General features: G+C 39.2%; 27 protein-coding genes and 1 pseudogene. 18 read left to right on the forward strand and 10 right to left on the reverse strand.

Features of this window, described 5'->3' with window-relative positions; genetic code table 11:
• Positions 1-7 precede the first annotated feature (7 nt).
• From CZ487_RS10920 to CZ487_RS10930, 3 genes are all read left to right on the forward strand, one after another.
• The gene (locus CZ487_RS10920) at positions 8-1,102 is read left to right on the forward strand and encodes a Ger(x)C family spore germination protein (RefSeq protein WP_077212206.1); all 1,095 of its coding nucleotides are present in this window, start codon (positions 8-10) and stop codon (positions 1,100-1,102) included.
• Positions 1,103-1,118: 16 nt separating this feature from the next.
• Complete coding sequence (locus tag CZ487_RS10925) at positions 1,119-2,219, forward strand: GerAB/ArcD/ProY family transporter (protein ID WP_084783219.1); 1,101 nt, start codon at positions 1,119-1,121, stop codon at positions 2,217-2,219.
• A gap of 129 nt (positions 2,220-2,348) precedes the next feature.
• A complete protein-coding gene (locus CZ487_RS10930) occupies positions 2,349-2,852 on the forward strand; it encodes a hemerythrin domain-containing protein (protein ID WP_077212208.1) in 504 nt (167 codons plus the stop codon).
• Between the two features lie 94 nt (positions 2,853-2,946).
• Here the strand turns inward: CZ487_RS10930 and CZ487_RS10935 are convergent, their stop codons facing one another.
• Positions 2,947-3,279, reverse strand: coding sequence for a spore coat protein (locus CZ487_RS10935; RefSeq protein WP_077212209.1), 333 nt, complete (start codon positions 3,277-3,279; stop codon positions 2,947-2,949).
• A gap of 1 nt (position 3,280) precedes the next feature.
• Positions 3,281-3,430, reverse strand: a complete 150-nt coding sequence (locus CZ487_RS27135; protein WP_237562953.1) for a ferritin-like domain-containing protein — start codon at positions 3,428-3,430, stop codon at positions 3,281-3,283.
• Positions 3,431-3,712: 282 nt separating this feature from the next.
• Between CZ487_RS27135 and CZ487_RS10945 the strand changes: the two genes are divergently transcribed.
• The gene (locus CZ487_RS10945) at positions 3,713-3,907 is read left to right on the forward strand and encodes a heavy-metal-associated domain-containing protein (protein ID WP_237562954.1); all 195 of its coding nucleotides are present in this window, start codon (positions 3,713-3,715) and stop codon (positions 3,905-3,907) included.
• Between the two features lie 173 nt (positions 3,908-4,080).
• Here CZ487_RS10945 and CZ487_RS10950 read toward each other — a convergent pair whose 3' ends face one another.
• The gene (locus CZ487_RS10950) at positions 4,081-4,266 is read right to left on the reverse strand and encodes a type Z 30S ribosomal protein S14 (RefSeq protein WP_077212212.1); all 186 of its coding nucleotides are present in this window, start codon (positions 4,264-4,266) and stop codon (positions 4,081-4,083) included.
• A 226-nt stretch (positions 4,267-4,492) separates the two neighbouring features.
• On the opposite strand from CZ487_RS10950, the gene CZ487_RS27140 reads away from it, so the two are divergent.
• On the forward strand, positions 4,493-4,975 hold the full coding sequence (locus CZ487_RS27140; RefSeq protein ID WP_077212213.1) for a hypothetical protein: 483 nt from the start codon (positions 4,493-4,495) through the stop codon (positions 4,973-4,975).
• Between the two features lie 383 nt (positions 4,976-5,358).
• Here the strand turns inward: CZ487_RS27140 and dpsA are convergent, their stop codons facing one another.
• Positions 5,359-6,237 carry a dipicolinate synthase subunit DpsA gene (gene dpsA, locus CZ487_RS10960; RefSeq protein WP_077212214.1) on the reverse strand — a complete coding sequence of 293 codons (879 nt, stop codon included), beginning with the start codon at positions 6,235-6,237 and terminating at the stop codon, positions 5,359-5,361.
• Between the two features lie 336 nt (positions 6,238-6,573).
• On the opposite strand from dpsA, the gene CZ487_RS10965 reads away from it, so the two are divergent.
• Positions 6,574-7,443: a cation diffusion facilitator family transporter gene (locus CZ487_RS10965; protein ID WP_077212215.1), complete on the forward strand. Its 870-nt coding sequence runs from the start codon at positions 6,574-6,576 to the stop codon at positions 7,441-7,443.
• Between the two features lie 295 nt (positions 7,444-7,738).
• Here CZ487_RS10965 and CZ487_RS10970 read toward each other — a convergent pair whose 3' ends face one another.
• Positions 7,739-8,446: a Dph6-related ATP pyrophosphatase gene (locus tag CZ487_RS10970; protein WP_077212216.1), complete on the reverse strand. Its 708-nt coding sequence runs from the start codon at positions 8,444-8,446 to the stop codon at positions 7,739-7,741.
• Between the two features lie 178 nt (positions 8,447-8,624).
• Between CZ487_RS10970 and CZ487_RS10975 the strand changes: the two genes are divergently transcribed.
• Positions 8,625-9,440 carry a DUF4362 domain-containing protein gene (locus CZ487_RS10975; RefSeq protein WP_077212217.1) on the forward strand — a complete coding sequence of 272 codons (816 nt, stop codon included), beginning with the start codon at positions 8,625-8,627 and terminating at the stop codon, positions 9,438-9,440.
• 83 nt (positions 9,441-9,523) lie between these two features.
• Here CZ487_RS10975 and CZ487_RS10980 read toward each other — a convergent pair whose 3' ends face one another.
• The gene (locus CZ487_RS10980; RefSeq protein ID WP_202617826.1) at positions 9,524-9,814 is read right to left on the reverse strand and encodes a GNAT family N-acetyltransferase; all 291 of its coding nucleotides are present in this window, start codon (positions 9,812-9,814) and stop codon (positions 9,524-9,526) included.
• 176 nt (positions 9,815-9,990) lie between these two features.
• Here CZ487_RS10980 and CZ487_RS10985 point away from each other — a divergent pair, with 176 nt between their 5' ends.
• Positions 9,991-10,641, forward strand: coding sequence for a YdeI/OmpD-associated family protein (locus CZ487_RS10985; RefSeq protein WP_077212219.1), 651 nt, complete (start codon positions 9,991-9,993; stop codon positions 10,639-10,641).
• 57 nt (positions 10,642-10,698) lie between these two features.
• Here CZ487_RS10985 and CZ487_RS10990 read toward each other — a convergent pair whose 3' ends face one another.
• On the reverse strand, positions 10,699-10,911 hold the full coding sequence (locus tag CZ487_RS10990) for a response regulator (protein WP_077212220.1): 213 nt from the start codon (positions 10,909-10,911) through the stop codon (positions 10,699-10,701).
• 303 nt (positions 10,912-11,214) lie between these two features.
• On the opposite strand from CZ487_RS10990, the gene CZ487_RS10995 reads away from it, so the two are divergent.
• The 4 genes and pseudogenes from CZ487_RS10995 to CZ487_RS11010 all read left to right on the forward strand — a co-directional run.
• The gene (locus tag CZ487_RS10995; RefSeq protein WP_077212221.1) at positions 11,215-11,679 is read left to right on the forward strand and encodes a DinB family protein; all 465 of its coding nucleotides are present in this window, start codon (positions 11,215-11,217) and stop codon (positions 11,677-11,679) included.
• A gap of 92 nt (positions 11,680-11,771) precedes the next feature.
• Entirely contained in the window at positions 11,772-12,608 is an 837-nt protein-coding gene (locus tag CZ487_RS11000; protein ID WP_077212222.1) for an SDR family oxidoreductase, read from the forward strand.
• Positions 12,609-12,828: 220 nt separating this feature from the next.
• Positions 12,829-13,605 (forward strand): class II aldolase/adducin family protein, encoded by a 777-nt coding sequence (locus CZ487_RS11005; RefSeq protein WP_077212223.1) that lies wholly within the window; start codon positions 12,829-12,831, stop codon positions 13,603-13,605.
• Between the two features lie 502 nt (positions 13,606-14,107).
• Positions 14,108-14,314: pseudogene (locus CZ487_RS11010) on the forward strand (YdeI/OmpD-associated family protein); the annotation flags it as partial.
• 57 nt (positions 14,315-14,371) lie between these two features.
• Here CZ487_RS11010 and CZ487_RS11015 read toward each other — a convergent pair.
• Positions 14,372-14,584 (reverse strand): response regulator, encoded by a 213-nt coding sequence (locus CZ487_RS11015; protein WP_077212220.1) that lies wholly within the window; start codon positions 14,582-14,584, stop codon positions 14,372-14,374.
• Positions 14,585-14,887: 303 nt separating this feature from the next.
• Between CZ487_RS11015 and CZ487_RS11020 the strand changes: the two genes are divergently transcribed.
• From CZ487_RS11020 to CZ487_RS11030, 3 genes are all read left to right on the forward strand, one after another.
• Positions 14,888-15,352 carry a DinB family protein gene (locus CZ487_RS11020; RefSeq protein WP_077212221.1) on the forward strand — a complete coding sequence of 155 codons (465 nt, stop codon included), beginning with the start codon at positions 14,888-14,890 and terminating at the stop codon, positions 15,350-15,352.
• Between the two features lie 92 nt (positions 15,353-15,444).
• Complete coding sequence (locus CZ487_RS11025; protein ID WP_077212222.1) at positions 15,445-16,281, forward strand: SDR family oxidoreductase; 837 nt, start codon at positions 15,445-15,447, stop codon at positions 16,279-16,281.
• Positions 16,282-16,501: 220 nt separating this feature from the next.
• Positions 16,502-17,278 (forward strand): class II aldolase/adducin family protein, encoded by a 777-nt coding sequence (locus CZ487_RS11030; RefSeq protein ID WP_077212223.1) that lies wholly within the window; start codon positions 16,502-16,504, stop codon positions 17,276-17,278.
• Positions 17,279-18,130: 852 nt separating this feature from the next.
• Here CZ487_RS11030 and CZ487_RS11035 read toward each other — a convergent pair.
• Together CZ487_RS11035 and CZ487_RS11040 are read right to left on the reverse strand one after the other, a co-directional pair.
• Positions 18,131-18,538 (reverse strand): Rieske (2Fe-2S) protein, encoded by a 408-nt coding sequence (locus tag CZ487_RS11035; RefSeq protein WP_237562860.1) that lies wholly within the window; start codon positions 18,536-18,538, stop codon positions 18,131-18,133.
• 20 nt (positions 18,539-18,558) lie between these two features.
• Complete coding sequence (locus CZ487_RS11040) at positions 18,559-19,605, reverse strand: amidohydrolase family protein (RefSeq protein WP_077212225.1); 1,047 nt, start codon at positions 19,603-19,605, stop codon at positions 18,559-18,561.
• Between the two features lie 286 nt (positions 19,606-19,891).
• Between CZ487_RS11040 and CZ487_RS11045 the strand changes: the two genes are divergently transcribed.
• The 3 genes from CZ487_RS11045 (at position 19,892) to CZ487_RS11050 (ending at position 21,736) form a co-directional block, all read left to right on the forward strand.
• Positions 19,892-20,989 (forward strand): flavin-containing monooxygenase, encoded by a 1,098-nt coding sequence (locus CZ487_RS11045; protein ID WP_077212226.1) that lies wholly within the window; start codon positions 19,892-19,894, stop codon positions 20,987-20,989.
• A gap of 256 nt (positions 20,990-21,245) precedes the next feature.
• Positions 21,246-21,389: a hypothetical protein gene (locus tag CZ487_RS27480; RefSeq protein ID WP_237562861.1), complete on the forward strand. Its 144-nt coding sequence runs from the start codon at positions 21,246-21,248 to the stop codon at positions 21,387-21,389.
• Positions 21,386-21,736 (forward strand): PaaI family thioesterase, encoded by a 351-nt coding sequence (locus CZ487_RS11050; protein WP_237562862.1) that lies wholly within the window; start codon positions 21,386-21,388, stop codon positions 21,734-21,736. Before CZ487_RS27480 ends, CZ487_RS11050 begins: the two co-directional genes overlap by 4 nt.
• The last annotated feature ends 511 nt before the right edge of the window (positions 21,737-22,247 follow it).

Genomic DNA, 22,247 nt, shown 5'->3' on the forward strand with positions numbered 1-22,247 from the left:
GATGAACATGAATAAATCGAAAAAGAAATGCGTGTTATTACTATTGTTAATTTGTATGGTTGTTCTTTTTGGCTGTACAAGGACGAAAATTATCGACAAAATTAGTATTGTTCACGTATTTGGGTTCGATCAAGCAGATAATGGTGAATTAGTTGGAAGCGCGTTATTCCCTGATTACACTAAGAGCAAAGATGGTGATCAAATACAATCGTTAGAAGAACAAGCACCAACTAGTTCATTAGTGGTTTCAAAGATGGCAGCACATACGAGTACTCCAGTTGAAATAGCAAAGATTCGGGTGTTGTTATTCGGGAAAAGTTATGCTGAATCAGGGATTGGAGATATGGTTAAACGTCTGATGATGACGCCTCAACTCGGGACACATATTCAAATCGCCGTCTCTACACATTCTGCAAAAGAAACACTGAACACGTTTAAAAAGGAGAAATCTCTCACTTTGACCGAACGGATTCTGCATAATATGCAAGGACAGACTTTGCCTAATATGAATCTTCATGTATTTTTAAATCATTTTTACGGAGAAGGATTGGATGCATATGTTCCTATGCTGACCATTGACAAAAAAGGTACGGTAATAGTTGAAGGGATTGGGGTATTTAAGGACGACAAGTTCAAACTTCATTTAAATCCGAAACAAACGGCGCTATTTTCATTTATTAAAGATAATCGTCCAATCACTACCTTTGAAATAGATCCTGAAGATAAAAAGCATCAAAGAGATATCATCATTGTGAAGTCTAATCGGAGTAAAAAGAAGTGGGATTGGAATCAGGAGAAAGAGGAATTACATCTTCATTTACAACTAGCTGTATCTCTAACTCAGTATCCTGATCGATACAATGTTGATAACCCAGAAGATATTAGAAAAATAAAAGAAATGATTGTCGGAAAAATAGAAAAAGGAATTGAGGACTTATTAGCAACTTTAAAAGAAAAAGAAGTAGACCCGATTGGAATTGGAAATATCGTTCGATCAAAGGATAAGACTTGGGAGGAAGAATCCTTTTATAAGCAATATCCTACTTTGCCGATCCATGTAGATGTGAATTTGGAAATCTTACATTCTGGCCTTGAAGGCTAATCTTTTAGGATGGATTATGATGAACTCAACAGTGAAAGAAAATAAAATGGTATCACCCTACTTTTTGTTTTTTCTGATGCATTCTGTGCAATCAGGTGTTCTAGTATTAAACTTTCAGACAAAGATCATTGGGGGAGCAGGCCATAATGCATGGTTCTCTGTCTTAGCTGTGGGAGTTTTTATGCATGTGATCTTCTTAATGATGCTATACATCTTGAAACATTCAAGTGCCGGAGATATCCTCTCCTTCCACAGAGAAGTCTTTGGAAAAGTTTTGGGTGGTATGTTAAATTTCATTTTGGCAATCTATTTTTCGATTGCTAGTCTCTTCCCTTTATATACGTATATCGATATTCTCCAGATTTGGGTATTTGATGGGATAGCCAGCTGGGAATTCTCATTGCTTTTTTCCGTTGCTATACTTTACGTAGTTGCAGGGGGATTTAGGGTAATCACGGCCATTGCTTTTTGGGGTGTCATCATTCCTAGTTTCATGCTGTTTTCAATATTTTATTTATTTAATTATGTTGAGTTCTCCTATCTACAGCCTTTTTTTAAACACGGACTGAAAGACCATTTCATTTCCGCGAAAGAAGCCGCACCTATGTTTGCAGGATTTGAAGCGATCCTCATCTATTTTCCATTTATTAAAAATAAAGAAAAGTCGCAAAAATGGGGGCACCTTGGTTTACTATATACTACTTTTTTATACACACTCATTGCGCTCATGAGCTTCTTGTTTTTTTCGGCAGGAAAGCTCGAACAATTAACATGGCCAACTTTGACTATGATTAAAATTATTCAATTTCCATTTCTGGAACGATTTGAGTTTATCTTTATTTTTACATGGTTATTAGTCATTATGCCAGTGATTTGCATCTACTTGTGGTCGGCAATCCGGTGTATTAAATTTACGATTCCTCGGATAAAACCAACTTATTTATTGATTTGTTTAGTTGCCATTTTCCATTTTGTTAATAGTGAATTATTGGATATTGAATATTATCGTATATTGGAAGATATCATCATTTACAGTGGACTTAGCTTTCTTTTCGGCTACGTTCCATTGATCTTTTTGATTTCTGTCGTCAGGAATAAGCTGGGGAAATCATCATAGAGGGGATTTAATTAGATGCCTTTTGTCCACGACGCTTTTCAAGTCTAAACAATGTGATTATCGTCACAAAGTTTCTGGCGTTTTTCACGTATGCTTAAGAAAAGCTAAGCGTGATTGGGGGATTCGAAGATGAAGGCATGTAACGTTTTATTAAGTGCTCCACTGCAGCGATTAAAGGATGAGCATATGCATTTACGGGCAGCTATGGATCATTTTTACGAGATCACGGAAGAAATAGAATACGAATCGGGCCCAGGTGTGGTTCAACTGTTTGCGAAATTGCATGAACAGATTTCGGCGTTCAATGTTGAACTGAAGGCACATTCCAAACGAGAGGAAGAAGGGTTGTTCCATTTGATGACTCTCCGTCTGGGAGAGAATGACAAAACCATTCAAGTGATGGAAGAGGAACATGAGAAGGCGGAACAACATCTACAGGATTTTCTAACGGAAGCTGCCAGAGCGGGAGTGGCCATTGATGAATATGATGCTCAAACGATCACAGTCTACGCTGTGCAAGCTTATGCTACCTTAACGCAACATTTTGCAAAGGAAGAAAAAGCATTGTTCCCTTTAGCAGAGAGGATTTTGTCGGTTAACGATATGGCAGAACTTGAAAAGATCTCAGGATAAGTTCTGCATTTAAAGTTTTGTCTAGTTTATAGCAACAATGAAAGGCCTCGGAGGAATCCTCCAAGGCTTTTTTATGGATTTGGGTTTGTCTAGTTTATTGTATTTGCGACTGTGATTGTGATTGAGATTGCGATGGAGAAAGACCCATCGCTGTTTGTGCAGCTTGTAAGTCTAGGTTTAGCTGCTCTTTTACATGAATAGGGTGATAATACCCTTTATTTACCATGTAGTTTGTAATCTGTTCATGTGTACGAATGGCATCGTTTAACTGTTCCGTCAGGGCTTGGCGTAACTCTGGCGTATAGCATTCCGTTAAAGCTAAGGCATAGTTTTTGATACCCGATTTGGCTGCCATTAAGAAGTCGGTAGCAATGACTTGTTCTGTCATACCACCCATTCCTGTCATATCTTTCATAAATTCATTCATGTTATTGCTCCTTTGGCATAAATTGTTGTAATCTCTCAATATGTCCCTTGGCTTGTGTTACATCTTGGTCTAAAATATTTTTTAGTTCACTATCTTGAACTAAACCGCTCATTGTTGATGATTTAGTTAAACAAAGACTTTTAAAGGTCATTAATTCATGTAACTCCAATGTTTCGTGTACACCCAATGTTTTCAATTTTTTCCCCTCCTTTACTCGTCCACAAAGATAAATTACCCGTTTTCTCGCTAGGTTTTCCCTAACAAAATTTGGGATTCTAAGCTAGGGTAGATTTTGCGAAAACGCACCATGGTATTGGGACTTAGAACTGACTGGTTGGTTATTTTACGATAAAGTTCAAATATGAAGGGTAAGATAAACATGTGAATATTTTACGGAAAGAGGGGATTAAAACTGGAAGAAACAACATTGTTCGTGAAAGAAGCTACAATGGAAAAACCGATTCAAACTTTAGAAACGATCCTTATGCAGATGGATGGAATTGAAAGAGCTCTGGTGGACGTAAATGATGGAGAGGTAAAGATTATCTATGATGAAAAACAAGTTAATCTTGACCAGATAAAAAGTAGCATTAACCAATATGGTCTGCATTTAGTTGAGAATAAGTAACGTATTGATTAGATATGCTGACTAAAAAGAAAAAGCTTGTATGAAAAAGTTTCCTTCCGATTAGAGCCAACAAAGTATTGGCTCCTCGAATTTATCAATTTTTGTGAAGTGATTCACATGTTTAATCCATTCCATTATTACTATAATAAAAAAAGCCTTCCATTCAGAAGGCCTTACCAGCTTGCTTTCTTTACGCCAGGAATTTGCCCTTTATAAGCAAGTTCCCTGAAGCAAATACGGCAAAGTTTAAATTTACGATAAACAGAATGTGGTCTGCCACATTTTTCACATCGTGTATATTCTTGAACTTTATACTTAGCTTGTCTTTTTTGTTTAGCGATCATTGACTTTTTAGCCATAGTTTTAATCCTCCTTTTGGAATGGGGCAGGAGACAATAAAAATTATAATATAATAATAATTATAATGAAATAGGCGATTAATGGAAGTGCACTTTAACCTTAAAAAACCCTCTTATATAGGATTTTCAAATTATTATTAGAACTGTCTTTTTCCAATTTTTTTTTGAAAAGGGATCCTAAATAATAAATGAACGATTGAAGATAATTAATTTAGGGGGTGTTCAAATGAACAATTTTAATCAAAATGGTTTTCAATCACAGCAAGGCTTAGGTCAATTTACCAACTCTCAAGAGGTGTTCCAACCTGGGGTTGCAGGGACAGACGCGCAGCAAGTCAGACAGCAAAATGCGCAATCTGCACAAGGTGGAAGCAGTTTTCAGCAAATGGGACAAGGACTTAACGGTTCCCAACAGTCAGTTGGAAGCTTAGGTCAATTCGCGAGCACTCAAGCAGCGTTCCAACCTGGGTTTGCAGGGACTGATGCACAGCAAGTGAGACAGCAAAATACGCAATCTGCGCAAGGTGGAAGCAGCTTGCAGCAAATGGGACAGGGAGTAAACAATTTCCAGCAGTCAGTTGGAGGCATGGGCCAATTCACGAGCTCTCAAGAAGTGTTCCAACCCGGGTTTGCAGGGACTGATGCACAGCAAGTGAGACAGCAAAATGCGCAATCAAGTCAGGATGGAAATGGTTTTTTAAATAGTTAATTTACCCAGTTGAGAGAATCCCCGATAGTAACCACTATCGGGGATTTCTAGTTTAACTAAGCACCCATATTAGGATAAGTGGTTCAGTTATTATGGAGGCAACCTAAAATTACAAGTTAAATAACATGTCAATTCGCAACCATGGAAGGCGCAGTTATTTTAGGAAAACTGGCTGCAAAGGAGATCTTAGCGGATCAAGAATAGGGCAGCTTTGAGAGTGAGTCTGCCCCTCGATTATTAATGCTTAAGAACGAAGGGCAGATATTTAATAGTAATATGGTATTCCTTATGACCCAACGAATAGGGGATTGCTTTAATAGGGATTTGAAGTCGTTCTTATGACCCAAAATGATCGTTTGCGTTTGTTATGGGGATTTTTAAGATTAAAAATCTTCCTCTAACAATCCAACAACCACTTTTCCGATGATTTCTCCTGCAGACTTTGGTGCGACTTTTCCAGGTAACCCTAGTGCCCACAGTGTTTTTAAACCGATCTTTTCGGCATATTGGAAATCGGTCCCGCCCGGTTTGGAGGCGACATCAATGATGAGAGCGTTCTGTGACATATTCGTTAAGACCGCTGGAGTTAAAATCAAATGCGGTATCGTATTAATGCATATATCTACAGTTCTTACCTCGTTTTCGAGCTCTTTTAAATGAATAGGAGTTAATCCGCATTCCAAAACACGGGCCATCTCATCATGATGTTTAGATGCCACCGTGACATTTGCTCCAACACCTGAAAAAATACGCGCAATGGTTTTCCCTACTCGCCCGTAGCCTAGAACCATCACCTTTGAACCATGCAGCATAAACTCTGTATGTTCGATCGCTAGCTTTAAAACACCCTCTGCTGTCGGAATCGAGTTAAGGATAGCTAGATCATCTCTTACAAATAATGGGACAAGCTTTCGATTCGTACTTGAAATTAATTGCTTTAAGTAAGGAGTTTCAATTCCGGTATAAATCACGCAACGCTCCGGTGTTGACTGGAAGAATTCTTTTGTCAAAAAAAGATCACCATCTGAAAAGCTGGCATGAACTTTTCCGTCATCATCGACCCCTGATACTGGTAAAAGCATCGCGTCCACTTGACTGAAGTCTACATCACTAACTGTCATTTTCCATTTTTGAATGTCTTCGTCGGATGCCTGATCAAAACCAACCAGCATAACCTCTGTACCTTTGGCAGCCGCCATTTTTGCTACTTCAATTTGCCGGCTGTCTCCGCCAAATATTAGTAGTTTAAGATTTTTTATCATTGTATTCACCTCGATCTATTTTATTTTACCACTATTATATTGAAGGCAAACATCATTCAAGCATTACGATTTTGGTATTAACAATTTAATTCTTCTTTGGGAGGGGAGTATTCTATTTTATACAAAAATGCTCAGAAGGTTGTTACCGAGAAAAATATTTTAAGATAAACAATTGTCCGATTGACCAAAGCGTCAGGTACGGATCATGAGAGGATGTTTGACATGTGCAAATTATTTTCATATAGATAATTTTTGTAGAAAGGAGAAAAAAGGTTTCTATAGACCCACATCATTACTGCTTGGTAAGATGGGTATGGGATGAGCGGGGGTGACACAATGGATCAGCAAAGATATGATGATTTAAAGCTGGGAGAGCGCGGTGTAATGCTAAGCATTATCGCCTATTTAGCTTTGTCTGTTATTAAGTTAGCAATAGGTTACTTTGCGCATTCTGAAGCGTTAAGGGCCGATGGTTTGAATAATACAACTGATATTATCGCTTCCATCGCCGTGTTGATTGGGCTTAAGATTGCTCAAAAACCAGCAGATTTCAATCACCCTTATGGCCATTGGAAAGCTGAGACCGTTTCCTCGATGGTCGCTTCGTTCATCATGATCGCAGTTGGTCTTCAAGTTTCCTATTCAGCTGTTGTTAATGTTTTTAGAGGTGGACAATCGTCCCCGGACATGATTGCTGCGTGGACAGGCATTTTTTGTGCCATTGTCATGTATGGGGTCTATCGCTACAATAAGTCTCTTGCATGCAAGATTAATAGTCAATCCGTTATGGCAGCAGCAAAAGATAATCTTTCCGATGCATGGGTGAGTATTGGGACGGCTGTTGGGATCATTGGATCGCAATTCCAATTGCCATGGCTTGATCCAGTGGCTGCCTTGATCGTTGGTATATTGATCTGCAAAACTGGCTGGGGGATTTTTCGAGAAGCCTCTCACCAATTAACAGATGGTTTTGACGAAGAAGAGATGAAATCCTATCGTGAGACGATTCAGAATACGCAAGGCGTAAAAGGGATTAAAGACATTAAGGCAAGAAAATATGGGAATAATACGGTGGTTGATGTGGTGATTCTCGTAAATTCCACTTTGGATATTACCAGTGCTCATAACATTTCTACGAATGTTGAAAAAAATTTAGCGGCAAAACATCATGTCTACGACGTTCACGTGCATGTTGAGCCGAATTGATTTTACATATGAGGGGGAGAGGTTAGCGGCTTCCCTTTAATCGTTGATTTCACTGTGTTTGAAAAATAAAGGGGAAAATTCCGCTTATATAGGGAAATAGCCATATTTCCTAATAAATAAAGGGAGTTTTTCCCGTTATATGATCAAAATGTTAGGATTTCACCTCAATTAAAGAGGATAACTGGAATTTCTCCCGTTATTTCTGCCTCTTAAGCCTCCCTTCTAACCATTAGCGGGAAATTTTCCCCCTAGAAGCAAGGGGAATTTCGTAAGTTACTCACTTTTTGCACAGAGCTTAGTTCTCCCTTGTCTCGATCTCTTGAAGTTTTAAAGGCAAGAAAGCATATTCTCCGTCATTCGTAATCTCGCATTTTTGGACGGGAATTGGATGTTTAAAAATTGGCCCGTTTATGACGGTGGTATGGAATTCTCCACCTTCACCGCACGGGTCAATGCCGCGGGATTCCAGCTCCTTCACATACTCAGGTGTAAGTGTCCGCCCTAAATCATCTTCGCGCATTCCGAGCGATAAATTAACGGTCACAATGATGGTTTTGAAGCCCAAATTAATAAATTCATCAACGGCTTCACGATGATTCATTCCCCATAAGGGCATCCCGAGCTGTAATCCGGCCTGGTTCGCCACCTTTTCATGCCAACAGCCATGTTCAGGCATGTCCAAGTCTCCTGTTACCAACGCTTCTGCGCCTTGATTCTTCGCATTTTCCAAAAGCTCTATAAATACTTTTTCATAATCCGTCCAACTTGCAGCTGCTGTATAGACAGGCAGTCCGATTGATTTAGCTTGAGCAAGGATAAGCTCCGGAGGCATGCCGTGGGAACGAGAACGTTTCCCTTCTTCCTCGAGCATAACAATGAGTCCAATTGCTTCTCCGTCCTTTGCTGCTTTATATAAGGCGAGGACACTATCTTTTCCTCCGCTAAAAGAAGTAATAAATTTATGGCCGCGCGCACCATTTTTCCAAATCTTAAATTCTGCCATAATATCCCCCAGACTATTTTTTTCGTCCTCTATTTCTTTAATTTTACCACGCTTTAGAGAGCAATGGATGCAAGAATGATAACATTGAAACAGTGAAATCATGGGTTACGGACACCAGAACAGTCCTCGAAACCTTTTTCATCAGAATTCGTCTGTTTATAAAAGGAAGTGATTGGTTTTGTTAAAAAAGTCTCTCGGGGTTATTTTTCTAGCGTCTATTTTGCTTTTCCTGAACGGATGCCGGTCAGATGATCAAACTCAAAATAAGGAAACTTTTGCAGCTAACGAAATTATTGATATGCACGGTCAAACTGAGAATCTAGAACGATTGGATACTTTTGTTAATAACGTCCAAAGTGGGGTTGAGGATGAAGTAGAATTAGTGCGATATACAACGGAAGGCGCACCCATCTTACATAATTTGAAATATAGTGGCTCGACTTTAACTTTTACATTGGATACGACGAAGGATGCTTATGGAAATGGAGGAGTCACGTCATATGACTGCAATAGTATTCGAAAAGAAGAGTCCAATATAGAAACGAAATATGTTCTTGAAGGGTGTCCAAATTCACAAATAAATGAGTTGTTATATATTTCGCATGATGTGGAAAAAGAGGATTATTTTGCTTTTCAGTTAAATTATGGTGTTGGTCAGCGAAACGAAATTAACACTAAGGAAGAAAAACTCTCGATCTATTTGGAGGATGGACAGACCGTTACGGTAAGTGATTTTCAATTTTCAAAAGAAGAAATGAACAATATTTATAGACGAATGATTCTTGGTAGTTATCTCAAACAAAAAATATTATCTAATTCATGCAAGCAGGAGCCTCATGAAAGCTATGAATTAAAGGTTTGGATCAACAGTGCAACTAAGCATTATGAATGGGATGAATGCGATCAAAATAAAGATGGTCAGGAGATGACGGAGTTAGTTCGGGAAATCGTAAAAATATTAGAGGGAAACTCCAGCTATCCGGCAGCTGCATAATTGCGGGAATGGCAGCAATCTTGGAGGACAAACAAAATTAATTTGTGGTGCCTGCCCCATGTGCTAGGGAAGGCACCGATTTTTTATTTTGCAACGATGTCTTGAAATTCGTCGCTGCTTTCTACCACTTTTTTTACATATGTACAAACTGGGATGATTAATTTATTCTCTTCTCTTGCATATTCAACTACTCTGTTTACTAGTTTTCTCGCTAGTCCTCGACCATTGTATCCTTCAGAAACCTCTGTGTGATGCACGCTAATAAGATCTTTTCCGCTTTGATCTTTTCCTTCTTGCGTGAATTCAATTTTACCAATCACTTTCCCATCTTCTTCGATAAAAAATTCATTAGTGCCCGCTTTGATTTCTTCCACTCTGATCGCCTCCAAAATAGTTTTCATAACATTTTTATTATAGCATTAATTTCCAATGATTGAACGCCGGGGATTCTGTTTTCATTCGGACAAGGTCAGGGACTTTCGGAGACAAAGGATATGTTTTATTATGATAAAAGAGGTAAGCTACATTCACCAAAACAAAGGAGTACAGTATGACGATTATTGATAAATTGAACCTGACTAAATATAAAGACATGATCGTTGTTAACCAGCCGAGTGATTATGAGTTGTTTAATAGCTATAAATCCGACTTAACTGGAGAGCATGATGCGATTTTCATTTTTGTAGAAACCATCGATGAAATGGTGAGCCACACTCAGCGGATTATTAAGGAGCAGCTGCTACTTGAAAAAGGTTACTTATTTTTCGCCTATCCGAAAAAGGGGAACAAGCGGTATGAGATATTCATTCATAGAGATGAGATTTTTCCGGCGATGAAAGTGGGAGAAGATGGCTATGTGGGAGATAGCGACGTGAAATTTGCGCGGATGGTGGCGATGGATGAGGTATTTACGGTTGTGGGACTAAAGCGTGAGAAAAAGAAAGCAAAAAAATCATCTGCTGCAAGTCAATGTGTAGCTGATTATGTGGATAAAGTAGCAGATATTGAAAAGCTTTTAGCGAATCACCCAGATGAGTTAAAGTTCTATCAAGAACTAACTCCAGGATATCAAGTAGATTGGGCTCGTTATATCTTTTCTGCCAAACAGCAGAAAACACGTGATAAGCGTCAAGCTCAGATGGTCGATGTTTTATCACAAGGCTACAAGTCGTATGATTTGTACCGTCTGCAAAAGAAATAACCATGAAATAGCCTGTTCCTTATTGAGTTGAGAACAGGCTATTTTCATCTTATTTAATCATAAATTTTTCCACAGTATTAAACGTAAAAGTATCCTCATGATAGGTGTGAACGTAAGCTGTGCTCGATTATCTAAAATAACAAGATGAATGTCTAGTCCTTGGAACTTTTCCAGCGCTTGCTCTCCCGTCATCGCGGTATGTACGGTAAAATAGGTTAATATATCAACGATCGACTCTTCATCTTCCACAATTAAGATAGATTTTTTCATGTTACTCATTCCTTTCATCTATCTATTTTACCGAAAAGTTGTTGCCAGAAGATTGCCGGAGTGAAAAAACTTATATCATGGCTAATGGGGTGAATGTTCTTTTTAAAATATTCAAAATATTCACTCTATAAATTGACTATTGCTACAATGGCAATTTATACTAATTGGAAAGGATTTGTTATAGGTTTAAATAATGGCATTTGAGTGTCGACCAACACTTCAAACGTTCGAACAAGGGAAATGGCTGAATCATAAATTAACTTCTGAATTTTAGATTCAGAATAGAACGAGGAGGAATGAACAATGTCAGAAACAATTTCAATGTCAACACAAACTATTTTAAATCGATGGAGCGTCCATAGGGATGTACTTTTTGAATTAGTGAAGGTGTTCCCGGAGTCAAGTGCAAATTTCCGTCCGACACCGAAGGTTATGAGTGTAGTAGAAATGATTCATCACCTTGCCTGGGTACCAGACTTTTTCTTTTCGGCGATGGAGGGACGCGAGTGGAAAGTTCCGCCTGTTCCGCAAACCCTTGCTGAAGCAAGAGAGCTTCTCGAGGAGTTAACCATTGAACATCGGGCCGTCATTAGCCGATTTACTGAAGAAGATTTACAAAGAGAAGCAACCATTCATGTCTTTAATAAAACGGAACCAATCGCAGAGATGCTGCAAAGGATGATTACCCATGAGGCGCATCATAAAGGGCAATTAATCCTGTATGCAAGATTACTTGAATTAGAGCCTCCGTTTTATACGATTTATTAGGTTGAGAGACTGTTTTTTTAAAAAAAAAAGCTGTAACTACTTATTAATCTCAGTTGTAATCGAACTTAAGATGAACTAGGGGGAAAACTGTCATGAGTAATTATGTTGAAGGGAAAGTTATTATCATTACAGGGGCAGGAAGTGGATTTGGAAAATTGGTTTCTGAAATGGCAGCAGATTTAGGTGCAAAAGTAGTTGCTGCCGATATCAATGAAGATAATCTAAAAATAGTAGTGGAAGGGATTAAAGCTAAAGGACAATCTGCAGAATATGTTGTTGCAGATGTGACAGATAAAGAACAAATGGATGGTATGGCTCAATTTGCAATTGATAAATTTGGCCGTATTGATGTGCTAGTTAATAACGCGGGAATTATGCCGCTTTCATTCTTCTCTGAGCATCGAGAAGCTTCAAAAGCATGGGACAAGTGTATCGATATAAATTTTAAAGGCGTTGTAAATGGTATTAGTGCGGTTTACGATCAAATGATTGCTCAAGAACAAGGACAAATTGTAAATATTTCTTCTATTTATGGTAACTACGGAGTCTATGGTTCTGGAGTGTATTCTGCAACGAAGGCTGCTGTAAAAGTTCTCTCAGACTCATTACGTGTTGAAGCTCAAGGGAAAATTAAGGTAACTACCGTAAAACCTACTGGTGTACCTGGAACAGGGTTAGGTAATTCGATTATTAACGGCCAAGCGATTTTAGGCTTAACTGGACATAATGCGGGAACGTATGCTGAAAACATGGGGAAATTCGTCTCTAGGAAAATGCCGGCAGAATATCTAGATTCAGATAGTGTAAAATACTGGGCGATTTCTCCTGAGGAGCTGGCACAAAATATTATATTCGTTATTAATCAACCTTGGGGAGTTAACATTAGTGATATTACTGTACGTGCTACGGGTGAACAGTATACTTTCTAGTAAACCTAAAGGTATGAAACTACTAAAAAACTTTTCGATTACAAATGACGTGGAGTGAGGTACACGTCATTTTCTTTATGGATTTAGTTCTAAGGATTTTGTCCATGAATTATGGTTTTTGCAACTATAGAATTCTAAATTTTCTAACAATTAATTGACTTATGTTGACCTGGCAATTTATACTAACGGAAAGGAACTAAATGATCAAAGGAGGAAGGAAATGCAAAATCAAAAATCTAAATCAAAAAGTATTTTTACTCCACCAACGTTTGAAACGGTGGAAGAGGAACGTCAACACTTAAAGCAGCGTCTGGCCGCTGCGTTTCGTCTTTTTTCTAGATTCGGATTTGATGAAGGGGTCGCTGGTCATATCACCGCAAGGGATCCTGAACGAAAGGACCACTTTTGGGTGAATCCGTTTGGTATGCATTTTGGACAAATCAAGGCCTCTGATTTGATCCTTGTGAATCATGAGGGGGAAGTGGTGGAGGGAGATCGTCCGGTCAATCGGGCTGCCTTTGCGATTCATTCCCAAATTCATGCGGCCCGTCCGGATGTCATTGCGGCTGCACATACTCATTCGGTTTATGGAAAAACTTGGTCTACACTCGGCCGCACATTGGATCCAATTACTCAGGATGCCTGTGCCTTTTATCAAGATCATAGTGTGTTTGATGATTACAGCGGGGTAGTTTTAGAAATAGAAGAAGGCAAAAGAATAGCGAAGGCGCTCGGTGAGCGGAAGGCTTGTATCTTGCTGAATCATGGTTTATTAACGGTAGGGAAAACGGTTGATGAAGCTGCCTGGTGGTTTATTACGATGGAACGTTCTTGCCAGGCTCAACTGATGGCGGAAGCGGCGGGAACACCTCGTCTTATCTCGGATGAAGGTGCGAAGGCAGCTGCCTCAGAAGTCGGCACCTCTCGTGCGGGCTGGTTCCAATTCCAGCCTTTATGGGACAGAATTGTGAAGGAACAGCCTGATCTATTAGACTAATCCAGAAATGGCAGATAACTATTTTTAAAGGTTGACCGGGCTCATAAACTAACTCTATAAACAGGTTGCGAGGGATTAACTCGTAACTGAATAAAAGGCCTGACCCCGGGTTAGTAACGCTGGGGGTCAGGCCTATTTTCATAGAGGTTTAATTACACTTTTACAAGTATTTTATTTGGTTCAACTCGGGTAGGGCACGAAAGGTGATCATCTTCCCGGATTACTTAGGATGATGACCGTTTTAGGGTGCTCGGGAATTTGTTTCGGCATCATAACCGGAATGAAGACCGTTAGTTTGGTGAATGAGCAAGAACCGGTTATCATAGTTGAGATGAAGACCGTTAGTTTTGGTGAATGAGCAAGAACCGGTTATCATAGTTGAGATGAAGACCGTTAGTTTTGGTGAATGAGCAAGAACCGGTTATCATAGTCGGGATGAAGACCGATAGATTAGGTGAATGCTCAAAAACCGGTTATCATAGTTGAGATGAAGACCGTNAAAGTAGCAGATATTGAAAAGCTTTTAGCGAATCACCCAGATGAGTTAAAGTTCTATCAAGAACTAACTCCAGGATATCAAGTAGATTGGGCTCGTTATATCTTTTCTGCCAAACAGCAGAAAACACGTGATAAGCGTCAAGCTCAGATGGTCGATGTTTTATCACAAGGCTACAAGTCGTATGATTTGTACCGTCTGCAAAAGAAATAACCATGAAATAGCCTGTTCCTTATTGAGTTGAGAACAGGCTATTTTCATCTTATTTAATCATAAATTTTTCCACAGTATTAAACGTAAAAGTATCCTCATGATAGGTGTGAACGTAAGCTGTGCTCGATTATCTAAAATAACAAGATGAATGTCTAGTCCTTGGAACTTTTCCAGCGCTTGCTCTCCCGTCATCGCGGTATGTACGGTAAAATAGGTTAATATATCAACGATCGACTCTTCATCTTCCACAATTAAGATAGATTTTTTCATGTTACTCATTCCTTTCATCTATCTATTTTACCGAAAAGTTGTTGCCAGAAGATTGCCGGAGTGAAAAAACTTATATCATGGCTAATGGGGTGAATGTTCTTTTTAAAATATTCAAAATATTCACTCTATAAATTGACTATTGCTACAATGGCAATTTATACTAATTGGAAAGGATTTGTTATAGGTTTAAATAATGGCATTTGAGTGTCGACCAACACTTCAAACGTTCGAACAAGGGAAATGGCTGAATCATAAATTAACTTCTGAATTTTAGATTCAGAATAGAACGAGGAGGAATGAACAATGTCAGAAACAATTTCAATGTCAACACAAACTATTTTAAATCGATGGAGCGTCCATAGGGATGTACTTTTTGAATTAGTGAAGGTGTTCCCGGAGTCAAGTGCAAATTTCCGTCCGACACCGAAGGTTATGAGTGTAGTAGAAATGATTCATCACCTTGCCTGGGTACCAGACTTTTTCTTTTCGGCGATGGAGGGACGCGAGTGGAAAGTTCCGCCTGTTCCGCAAACCCTTGCTGAAGCAAGAGAGCTTCTCGAGGAGTTAACCATTGAACATCGGGCCGTCATTAGCCGATTTACTGAAGAAGATTTACAAAGAGAAGCAACCATTCATGTCTTTAATAAAACGGAACCAATCGCAGAGATGCTGCAAAGGATGATTACCCATGAGGCGCATCATAAAGGGCAATTAATCCTGTATGCAAGATTACTTGAATTAGAGCCTCCGTTTTATACGATTTATTAGGTTGAGAGACTGTTTTTTTAAAAAAAAAAGCTGTAACTACTTATTAATCTCAGTTGTAATCGAACTTAAGATGAACTAGGGGGAAAACTGTCATGAGTAATTATGTTGAAGGGAAAGTTATTATCATTACAGGGGCAGGAAGTGGATTTGGAAAATTGGTTTCTGAAATGGCAGCAGATTTAGGTGCAAAAGTAGTTGCTGCCGATATCAATGAAGATAATCTAAAAATAGTAGTGGAAGGGATTAAAGCTAAAGGACAATCTGCAGAATATGTTGTTGCAGATGTGACAGATAAAGAACAAATGGATGGTATGGCTCAATTTGCAATTGATAAATTTGGCCGTATTGATGTGCTAGTTAATAACGCGGGAATTATGCCGCTTTCATTCTTCTCTGAGCATCGAGAAGCTTCAAAAGCATGGGACAAGTGTATCGATATAAATTTTAAAGGCGTTGTAAATGGTATTAGTGCGGTTTACGATCAAATGATTGCTCAAGAACAAGGACAAATTGTAAATATTTCTTCTATTTATGGTAACTACGGAGTCTATGGTTCTGGAGTGTATTCTGCAACGAAGGCTGCTGTAAAAGTTCTCTCAGACTCATTACGTGTTGAAGCTCAAGGGAAAATTAAGGTAACTACCGTAAAACCTACTGGTGTACCTGGAACAGGGTTAGGTAATTCGATTATTAACGGCCAAGCGATTTTAGGCTTAACTGGACATAATGCGGGAACGTATGCTGAAAACATGGGGAAATTCGTCTCTAGGAAAATGCCGGCAGAATATCTAGATTCAGATAGTGTAAAATACTGGGCGATTTCTCCTGAGGAGCTGGCACAAAATATTATATTCGTTATTAATCAACCTTGGGGAGTTAACATTAGTGATATTACTGTACGTGCTACGGGTGAACAGTATACTTTCTAGTAAACCTAAAGGTATGAAACTACTAAAAAACTTTTCGATTACAAATGACGTGGAGTGAGGTACACGTCATTTTCTTTATGGATTTAGTTCTAAGGATTTTGTCCATGAATTATGGTTTTTGCAACTATAGAATTCTAAATTTTCTAACAATTAATTGACTTATGTTGACCTGGCAATTTATACTAACGGAAAGGAACTAAATGATCAAAGGAGGAAGGAAATGCAAAATCAAAAATCTAAATCAAAAAGTATTTTTACTCCACCAACGTTTGAAACGGTGGAAGAGGAACGTCAACACTTAAAGCAGCGTCTGGCCGCTGCGTTTCGTCTTTTTTCTAGATTCGGATTTGATGAAGGGGTCGCTGGTCATATCACCGCAAGGGATCCTGAACGAAAGGACCACTTTTGGGTGAATCCGTTTGGTATGCATTTTGGACAAATCAAGGCCTCTGATTTGATCCTTGTGAATCATGAGGGGGAAGTGGTGGAGGGAGATCGTCCGGTCAATCGGGCTGCCTTTGCGATTCATTCCCAAATTCATGCGGCCCGTCCGGATGTCATTGCGGCTGCACATACTCATTCGGTTTATGGAAAAACTTGGTCTACACTCGGCCGCACATTGGATCCAATTACTCAGGATGCCTGTGCCTTTTATCAAGATCATAGTGTGTTTGATGATTACAGCGGGGTAGTTTTAGAAATAGAAGAAGGCAAAAGAATAGCGAAGGCGCTCGGTGAGCGGAAGGCTTGTATCTTGCTGAATCATGGTTTATTAACGGTAGGGAAAACGGTTGATGAAGCTGCCTGGTGGTTTATTACGATGGAACGTTCTTGCCAGGCTCAACTGATGGCGGAAGCGGCGGGAACACCTCGTCTTATCTCGGATGAAGGTGCGAAGGCAGCTGCCTCAGAAGTCGGCACCTCTCGTGCGGGCTGGTTCCAATTCCAGCCTTTATGGGACAGAATTGTGAAGGAACAGCCTGATCTATTAGACTAATCCAGAAATGGCAGATAACTATTTTTAAAGGTTGACCGGGCTCATAAACTAACTCTATAAACAGGTTGCGAGGGATTAACTCGTAACTGAATAAAAGGCCTGACCCCGGGTTAGTAACGCTGGGGGTCAGGCCTATTTTCATAGAGGTTTAATTACACTTTTACAAGTATTTTATTTGGTTCAACTCGGGTAGGGCACGAAAGGTGATCATCTTCCCGGATTACTTAGGATGATGACCGTTTTAGGGTGCTCGGGAATTTGTTTCGGCATCATAACCGGAATGAAGACCGTTAGTTTGGTGAATGAGCAAGAACCGGTTATCATAGTTGAGATGAAGACCGTTAGTTTTGGTGAATGAGCAAGAACCGGTTATCATAGTTGAGATGAAGACCGTTAGTTTTGGTGAATGAGCAAGAACCGGTTATCATAGTCGGGATGAAGACCGATAGATTAGGTGAATGCTCAAAAACCGGTTATCATAGTTGAGATGAAGACCGTTAGTTTGGTGAATGAGCAAGAACCGGTTATCATAGTTGAGATGAAGACCGTTAGTACCGGTGAATGCCCAAGAACCGGTTATCATAGTCGAGATAAGACCGTTAGTAGCGGTGAATGAGCAAGAACCGGTTATCATAGTCGAGATGAAGACCGTTAGTACTGGTGAATGCCCAAGAACCGGTTATCATAGCGGAAATGAAGACCGTTAGTTCCGGAGAGTGCCCAAGAATCGGCTTTCATAACCGGAATAAAGTTAGTTTCGGGGACTAAGGGTTGGGAAAAAGGACCCAGCCCCAGATGAAATATCGCTTTACAGCACTAGTAGACAGATTCTTTCTCCCTTCTTCCCCTCGATTAGACTTTTACCAGTATCACATCCGCTTGAACGCGGGTAGGAAATGTTTCAACTTGTAATTCTTCATCACAGCTAGGTTTTACCGAAACTTCATAGCTTCGTACATAGGTTTTCTTTGGATCTATGAGGGATTTTCCTGTTTTAATGTCAAACTCCCAGCCGTGCCAGGGACAGCGAATGAATTCGCCTTCCCTCACAAGTTTTATATCATCGATACTTTCACCGCAAACGTGTATCCCTACGATTTTCCCTTTACAAAGTTCCGCTCCTTGATGCGGACAAGTATTTCTTAAAGCAAAGAACTCTCCATTCACATTAAAGACACCTATCGATTTACCGCTAATAGTAACAATTTTACATGATCCTTCTGGAATTTCGTCAACGGTTCCAATTTTATACTCTATCAAGTTATCACCCTTTTCCATCATTAAGGTAATTTATAAAGTTCTTTCGCATTTTCATAGAAAATTCTATTCTTCATGTCTTCGGGAAGCTTTGGGAATGCTCGCTTTGGATCGTCGAAGTCCCAATGAGGATAGTCTGACGCAAACATCATAATATTTTTTGCATCCATCATTTCTAAATTGGCGAGAAGATGTTTAGGATGATCAGTTGTTTCGAGCGGCTGGGAAGTGATTCGAACATGTTCCTTTACATACTCACTAGGTCGTTTGGTAAGCCATGGCACGGAATCACGTAAACCCTTCCAAGCGTTATCCATACGCCACATGAGGGAAGGAAGCCAGGCCGAACCGCCTTCAACTAGAACAAGCTTAAGGTCTGGGAATCGTTCAAACACCCCTTCGGTTATAAAGCTGACAAGATGTGCTTGGATGGAAAAAGTAAGTCCGACACTCCATTCCATATACGTGGTCGGATAACCAGATGAAGCAGGTGAACATATTCCTAATCCTTCCCCGGTAGGATGGAGGGCGATAGGAAGGCCATAATGTTCACATGCTTCATAAATCGGATAAAATTGCATATGACCATAATTTGTATTTGCCCCAGAATCCATCATAACTTGAACCATATGGGGATGATCGGCCCATTTGGCGATTTCTTCAACGGCTGCTTTTGGGTTTTGCGGAGCAACCGTTATGGAGCCTTTATACCTGCCATCTTTATTGTCCCCATCAAGCCATACATCAACAAGCCACTGGTTATAAGCAGAAGCAAGGTCACTCGCCATGTAAGGGTTAGGATGCATGTTCACATAACCAAGTGGCAGAAGAATCGCATATGAAATTCCATATGGATCTAAAAGATGTTCTCTCATAAAAGATGGATCAGATCCAGGACTGCCGTTATCGGGAGTGACAGCATCTAACCTTAAGACGTGATTTGGATGAATATAAAAGGGTCTGCTAATCAACAAATGAGAGTTATGCCAACGCTTTGGAAGATAAACATGAAGATCCTCAAGGCTTCGAGGTCTAGGGTGAACATCACAATCAATAATGGTGTTACTCATATGATTTACCACTCCTTTTAATTTGTTAACCACGTAATTATAGGTAATTGAAAAACTATACAAAATATTCAGAATACTATTATTAAGTATACTATGTAACTTCTAAAAAATCACATGACATGGAAAGCCATATTAATTGGAGAGAAGTGCTTTTTTTGAATGGACAGGACATATGGAAGCATAGGGCTAGACCGCTTTTAAAAAAATTCCTCATTTTACTTTCATGATTGCTCCTATATAATTTTATTCAAATGAATGTTTGAATGTTGTGAGAGGTGTGAGTTTGATGGTGAATTATGAAGTGGTCATCATTGGCGGGGGACAAGCGGGAATAACCATGGGATACTACTTGAAAATGAAGAAGATTCCTTTTGTGATTTTAGAGAAGAACGAGAGGGTTGGAGATTCATGGAGAAAAAGATATCATTCTTTAATTCTGTTTACACCAAGAAGTTATAGCAGTCTTCCTGGGCTACAGATGAAGGGTCCGGTGAATGAATTTCCAACGAAAGATGATATGGCAGATTATTTGGAGAGTTATGTGAAGCAGTTTGATATTCCGGTTATGTGTAACACCGTTATAAACCAGTTAAGCAAGCAGCAAAATGGTCCGTTCGTGTTAGAGACCAACAAAGGGGAAATAAGGGCATATCAAGTCATCATCGCAACAGGAGCCTTTCAAAAACCTTTTATCCCAAATATAATTGAAAAAAATCAAGATACCTTTCAAGTTCATTCTTCTGAATATTCTTCGCCATTTGAGTTACCAGGTAAAGATATACTGGTTGTGGGAGGTGGTAATTCTGGAGCCCAAATTGCTGTTGAATTAGCCAAGGATCGGAATGTAACGCTTGCTATTAGTCATAAGGTAAAATTTTTACCTTTAACAATAGCTTGGAAAAGTATCTTCCATTGGCTGGAAGCATTCGGGCTGCTGTTTGCAGGGATTGATTCACGAAAGGGGAAGTGGTTCAAAAAACAAAGCGACCCGATCTTTGGAAAAGAATTAAAAGCACTGATCAAAAATAGGAAGATTCGCGTGAATCCTAGAGTGATTGAAGTCGACGGCCAAGAAGTTATTTTTGAGGATAACAGCAAGAGGAAATTTGACAGCATTATTTGGTCAACAGGCTTTGTCCCTTCATACGATTGGGTTAACATAAGAGATGTAATTTCGCCTGAAGGGAAACCAATACATACAAGAGGTGTAACAAAAGTTAAAGGGCTATATTTCATAGGATTGCCTTGGCAATACCAACGGGGCTCGGCGTTGGTATGTGGAGTAAGATTAGATGCGGAGTACTTGGTGCCTATTATTATACAAATGCTTATTAGTATTCTAAGGTTGGTTAACAGTTCCCAAGGAAACGCTTGTCCTTCATAATCGCTATGGAGGACAGTCTTCCTATGATCTTGAAACTGTACCTCATCATTATATTTATTACCATTAGCCAATAATTGTCATAAAGGATTATGAATAATTAGAAAACTCTGATAAAATTAAAGCAGTTTTATGAAAAGTCAAATTGTTCGGGAAAGTAACGAGAGAACGGAAAAATTCGAGAATTTGGTACTTGCTAAATAGAGTTCAAACCCGAGCGTTTTATTAGTAATTTTTATAATTTTGAGAGGAGAAAGAAATGAAAGAGAAACTAACTAACAAATTTCATCAATTTTTACAAGATGCATCAGAAGAGGAAAGCATAGTTTTAGAACATCTGCTTGATGGACTGAAGGAAATAGAGTTAACAAACAAAGCATCCTTAATGCGTTACTTCAAATGAAGCGTGAATTTAATCAACATAGTTATGAAATAACCATGCCGCTGACGGAAATAAGCCATAATAGTAAAAACATTCTCCACGGAGGGGCAACTGCAACCATTCTAGACGAAACAATGGGAAGTTTAGCACATAGTATAGTTCCTGAAGGTTTCTCCGTTGTTACAACACAGATGAACGTAAATTATCTTGCACCCGGAATAGGGGACGATGTTACTTGTCATGCAAGAATAGAGCACAAAGGGTCCAAAACAATCATTTTGTCTGCGGATGTTTTCCGTTCAGATGGCAAAAAGATTGCTCATGCTACAGGTAGTTTTTTTGTTGTAGAGATTAGAATGTATCAATAACGATGATAGATCGAGTTTTGTTTTTCATAGTTTGAATGAGACCGAAATTAACGGTGATACGATCAAGTTTTGGTTTTCATAGCCGGAATGAAGCCCGAAAGTAACGGTGATAGATCGAGTTTAGGTTTTCATAGCCGGAATGAAGACCGAAAGTAAAGGTTGTTAATCTAGTTTAGGTTTTCATAGCTTGAATGAAGACCAAAAGTAACGATGATTAATCGAGTTTAGGTTTTCATAGCTTGAATGAAGACCAAAAGTTACGGTTGTTAATCGAGTTTAGGTTTTCATAGTTTGAATGAAGACCGAAAGTAACGGTGATAGATCGAGTTTAGGTTTTCATAGCTGGAATGAAGACCGAAATTCCCGGTGATAGATTGAGTTTAGGTTTTCATAGCTGGAATGAAGACCGAAAGTAACGGTGATAGATTGAGTTTAGGTTTTCATAGCTTGAATGAAGACCAAAAGTAACGGTGATTAATCGAGTTTAGGTTTTCATAGCTGGAATGAAGAC

This window comes from Robertmurraya dakarensis (genome assembly GCF_900156875.1).
In the GTDB taxonomy this organism is placed as follows: Bacteria; Bacillota; Bacilli; order Bacillales; family Cytobacillaceae; genus Robertmurraya; species Robertmurraya dakarensis.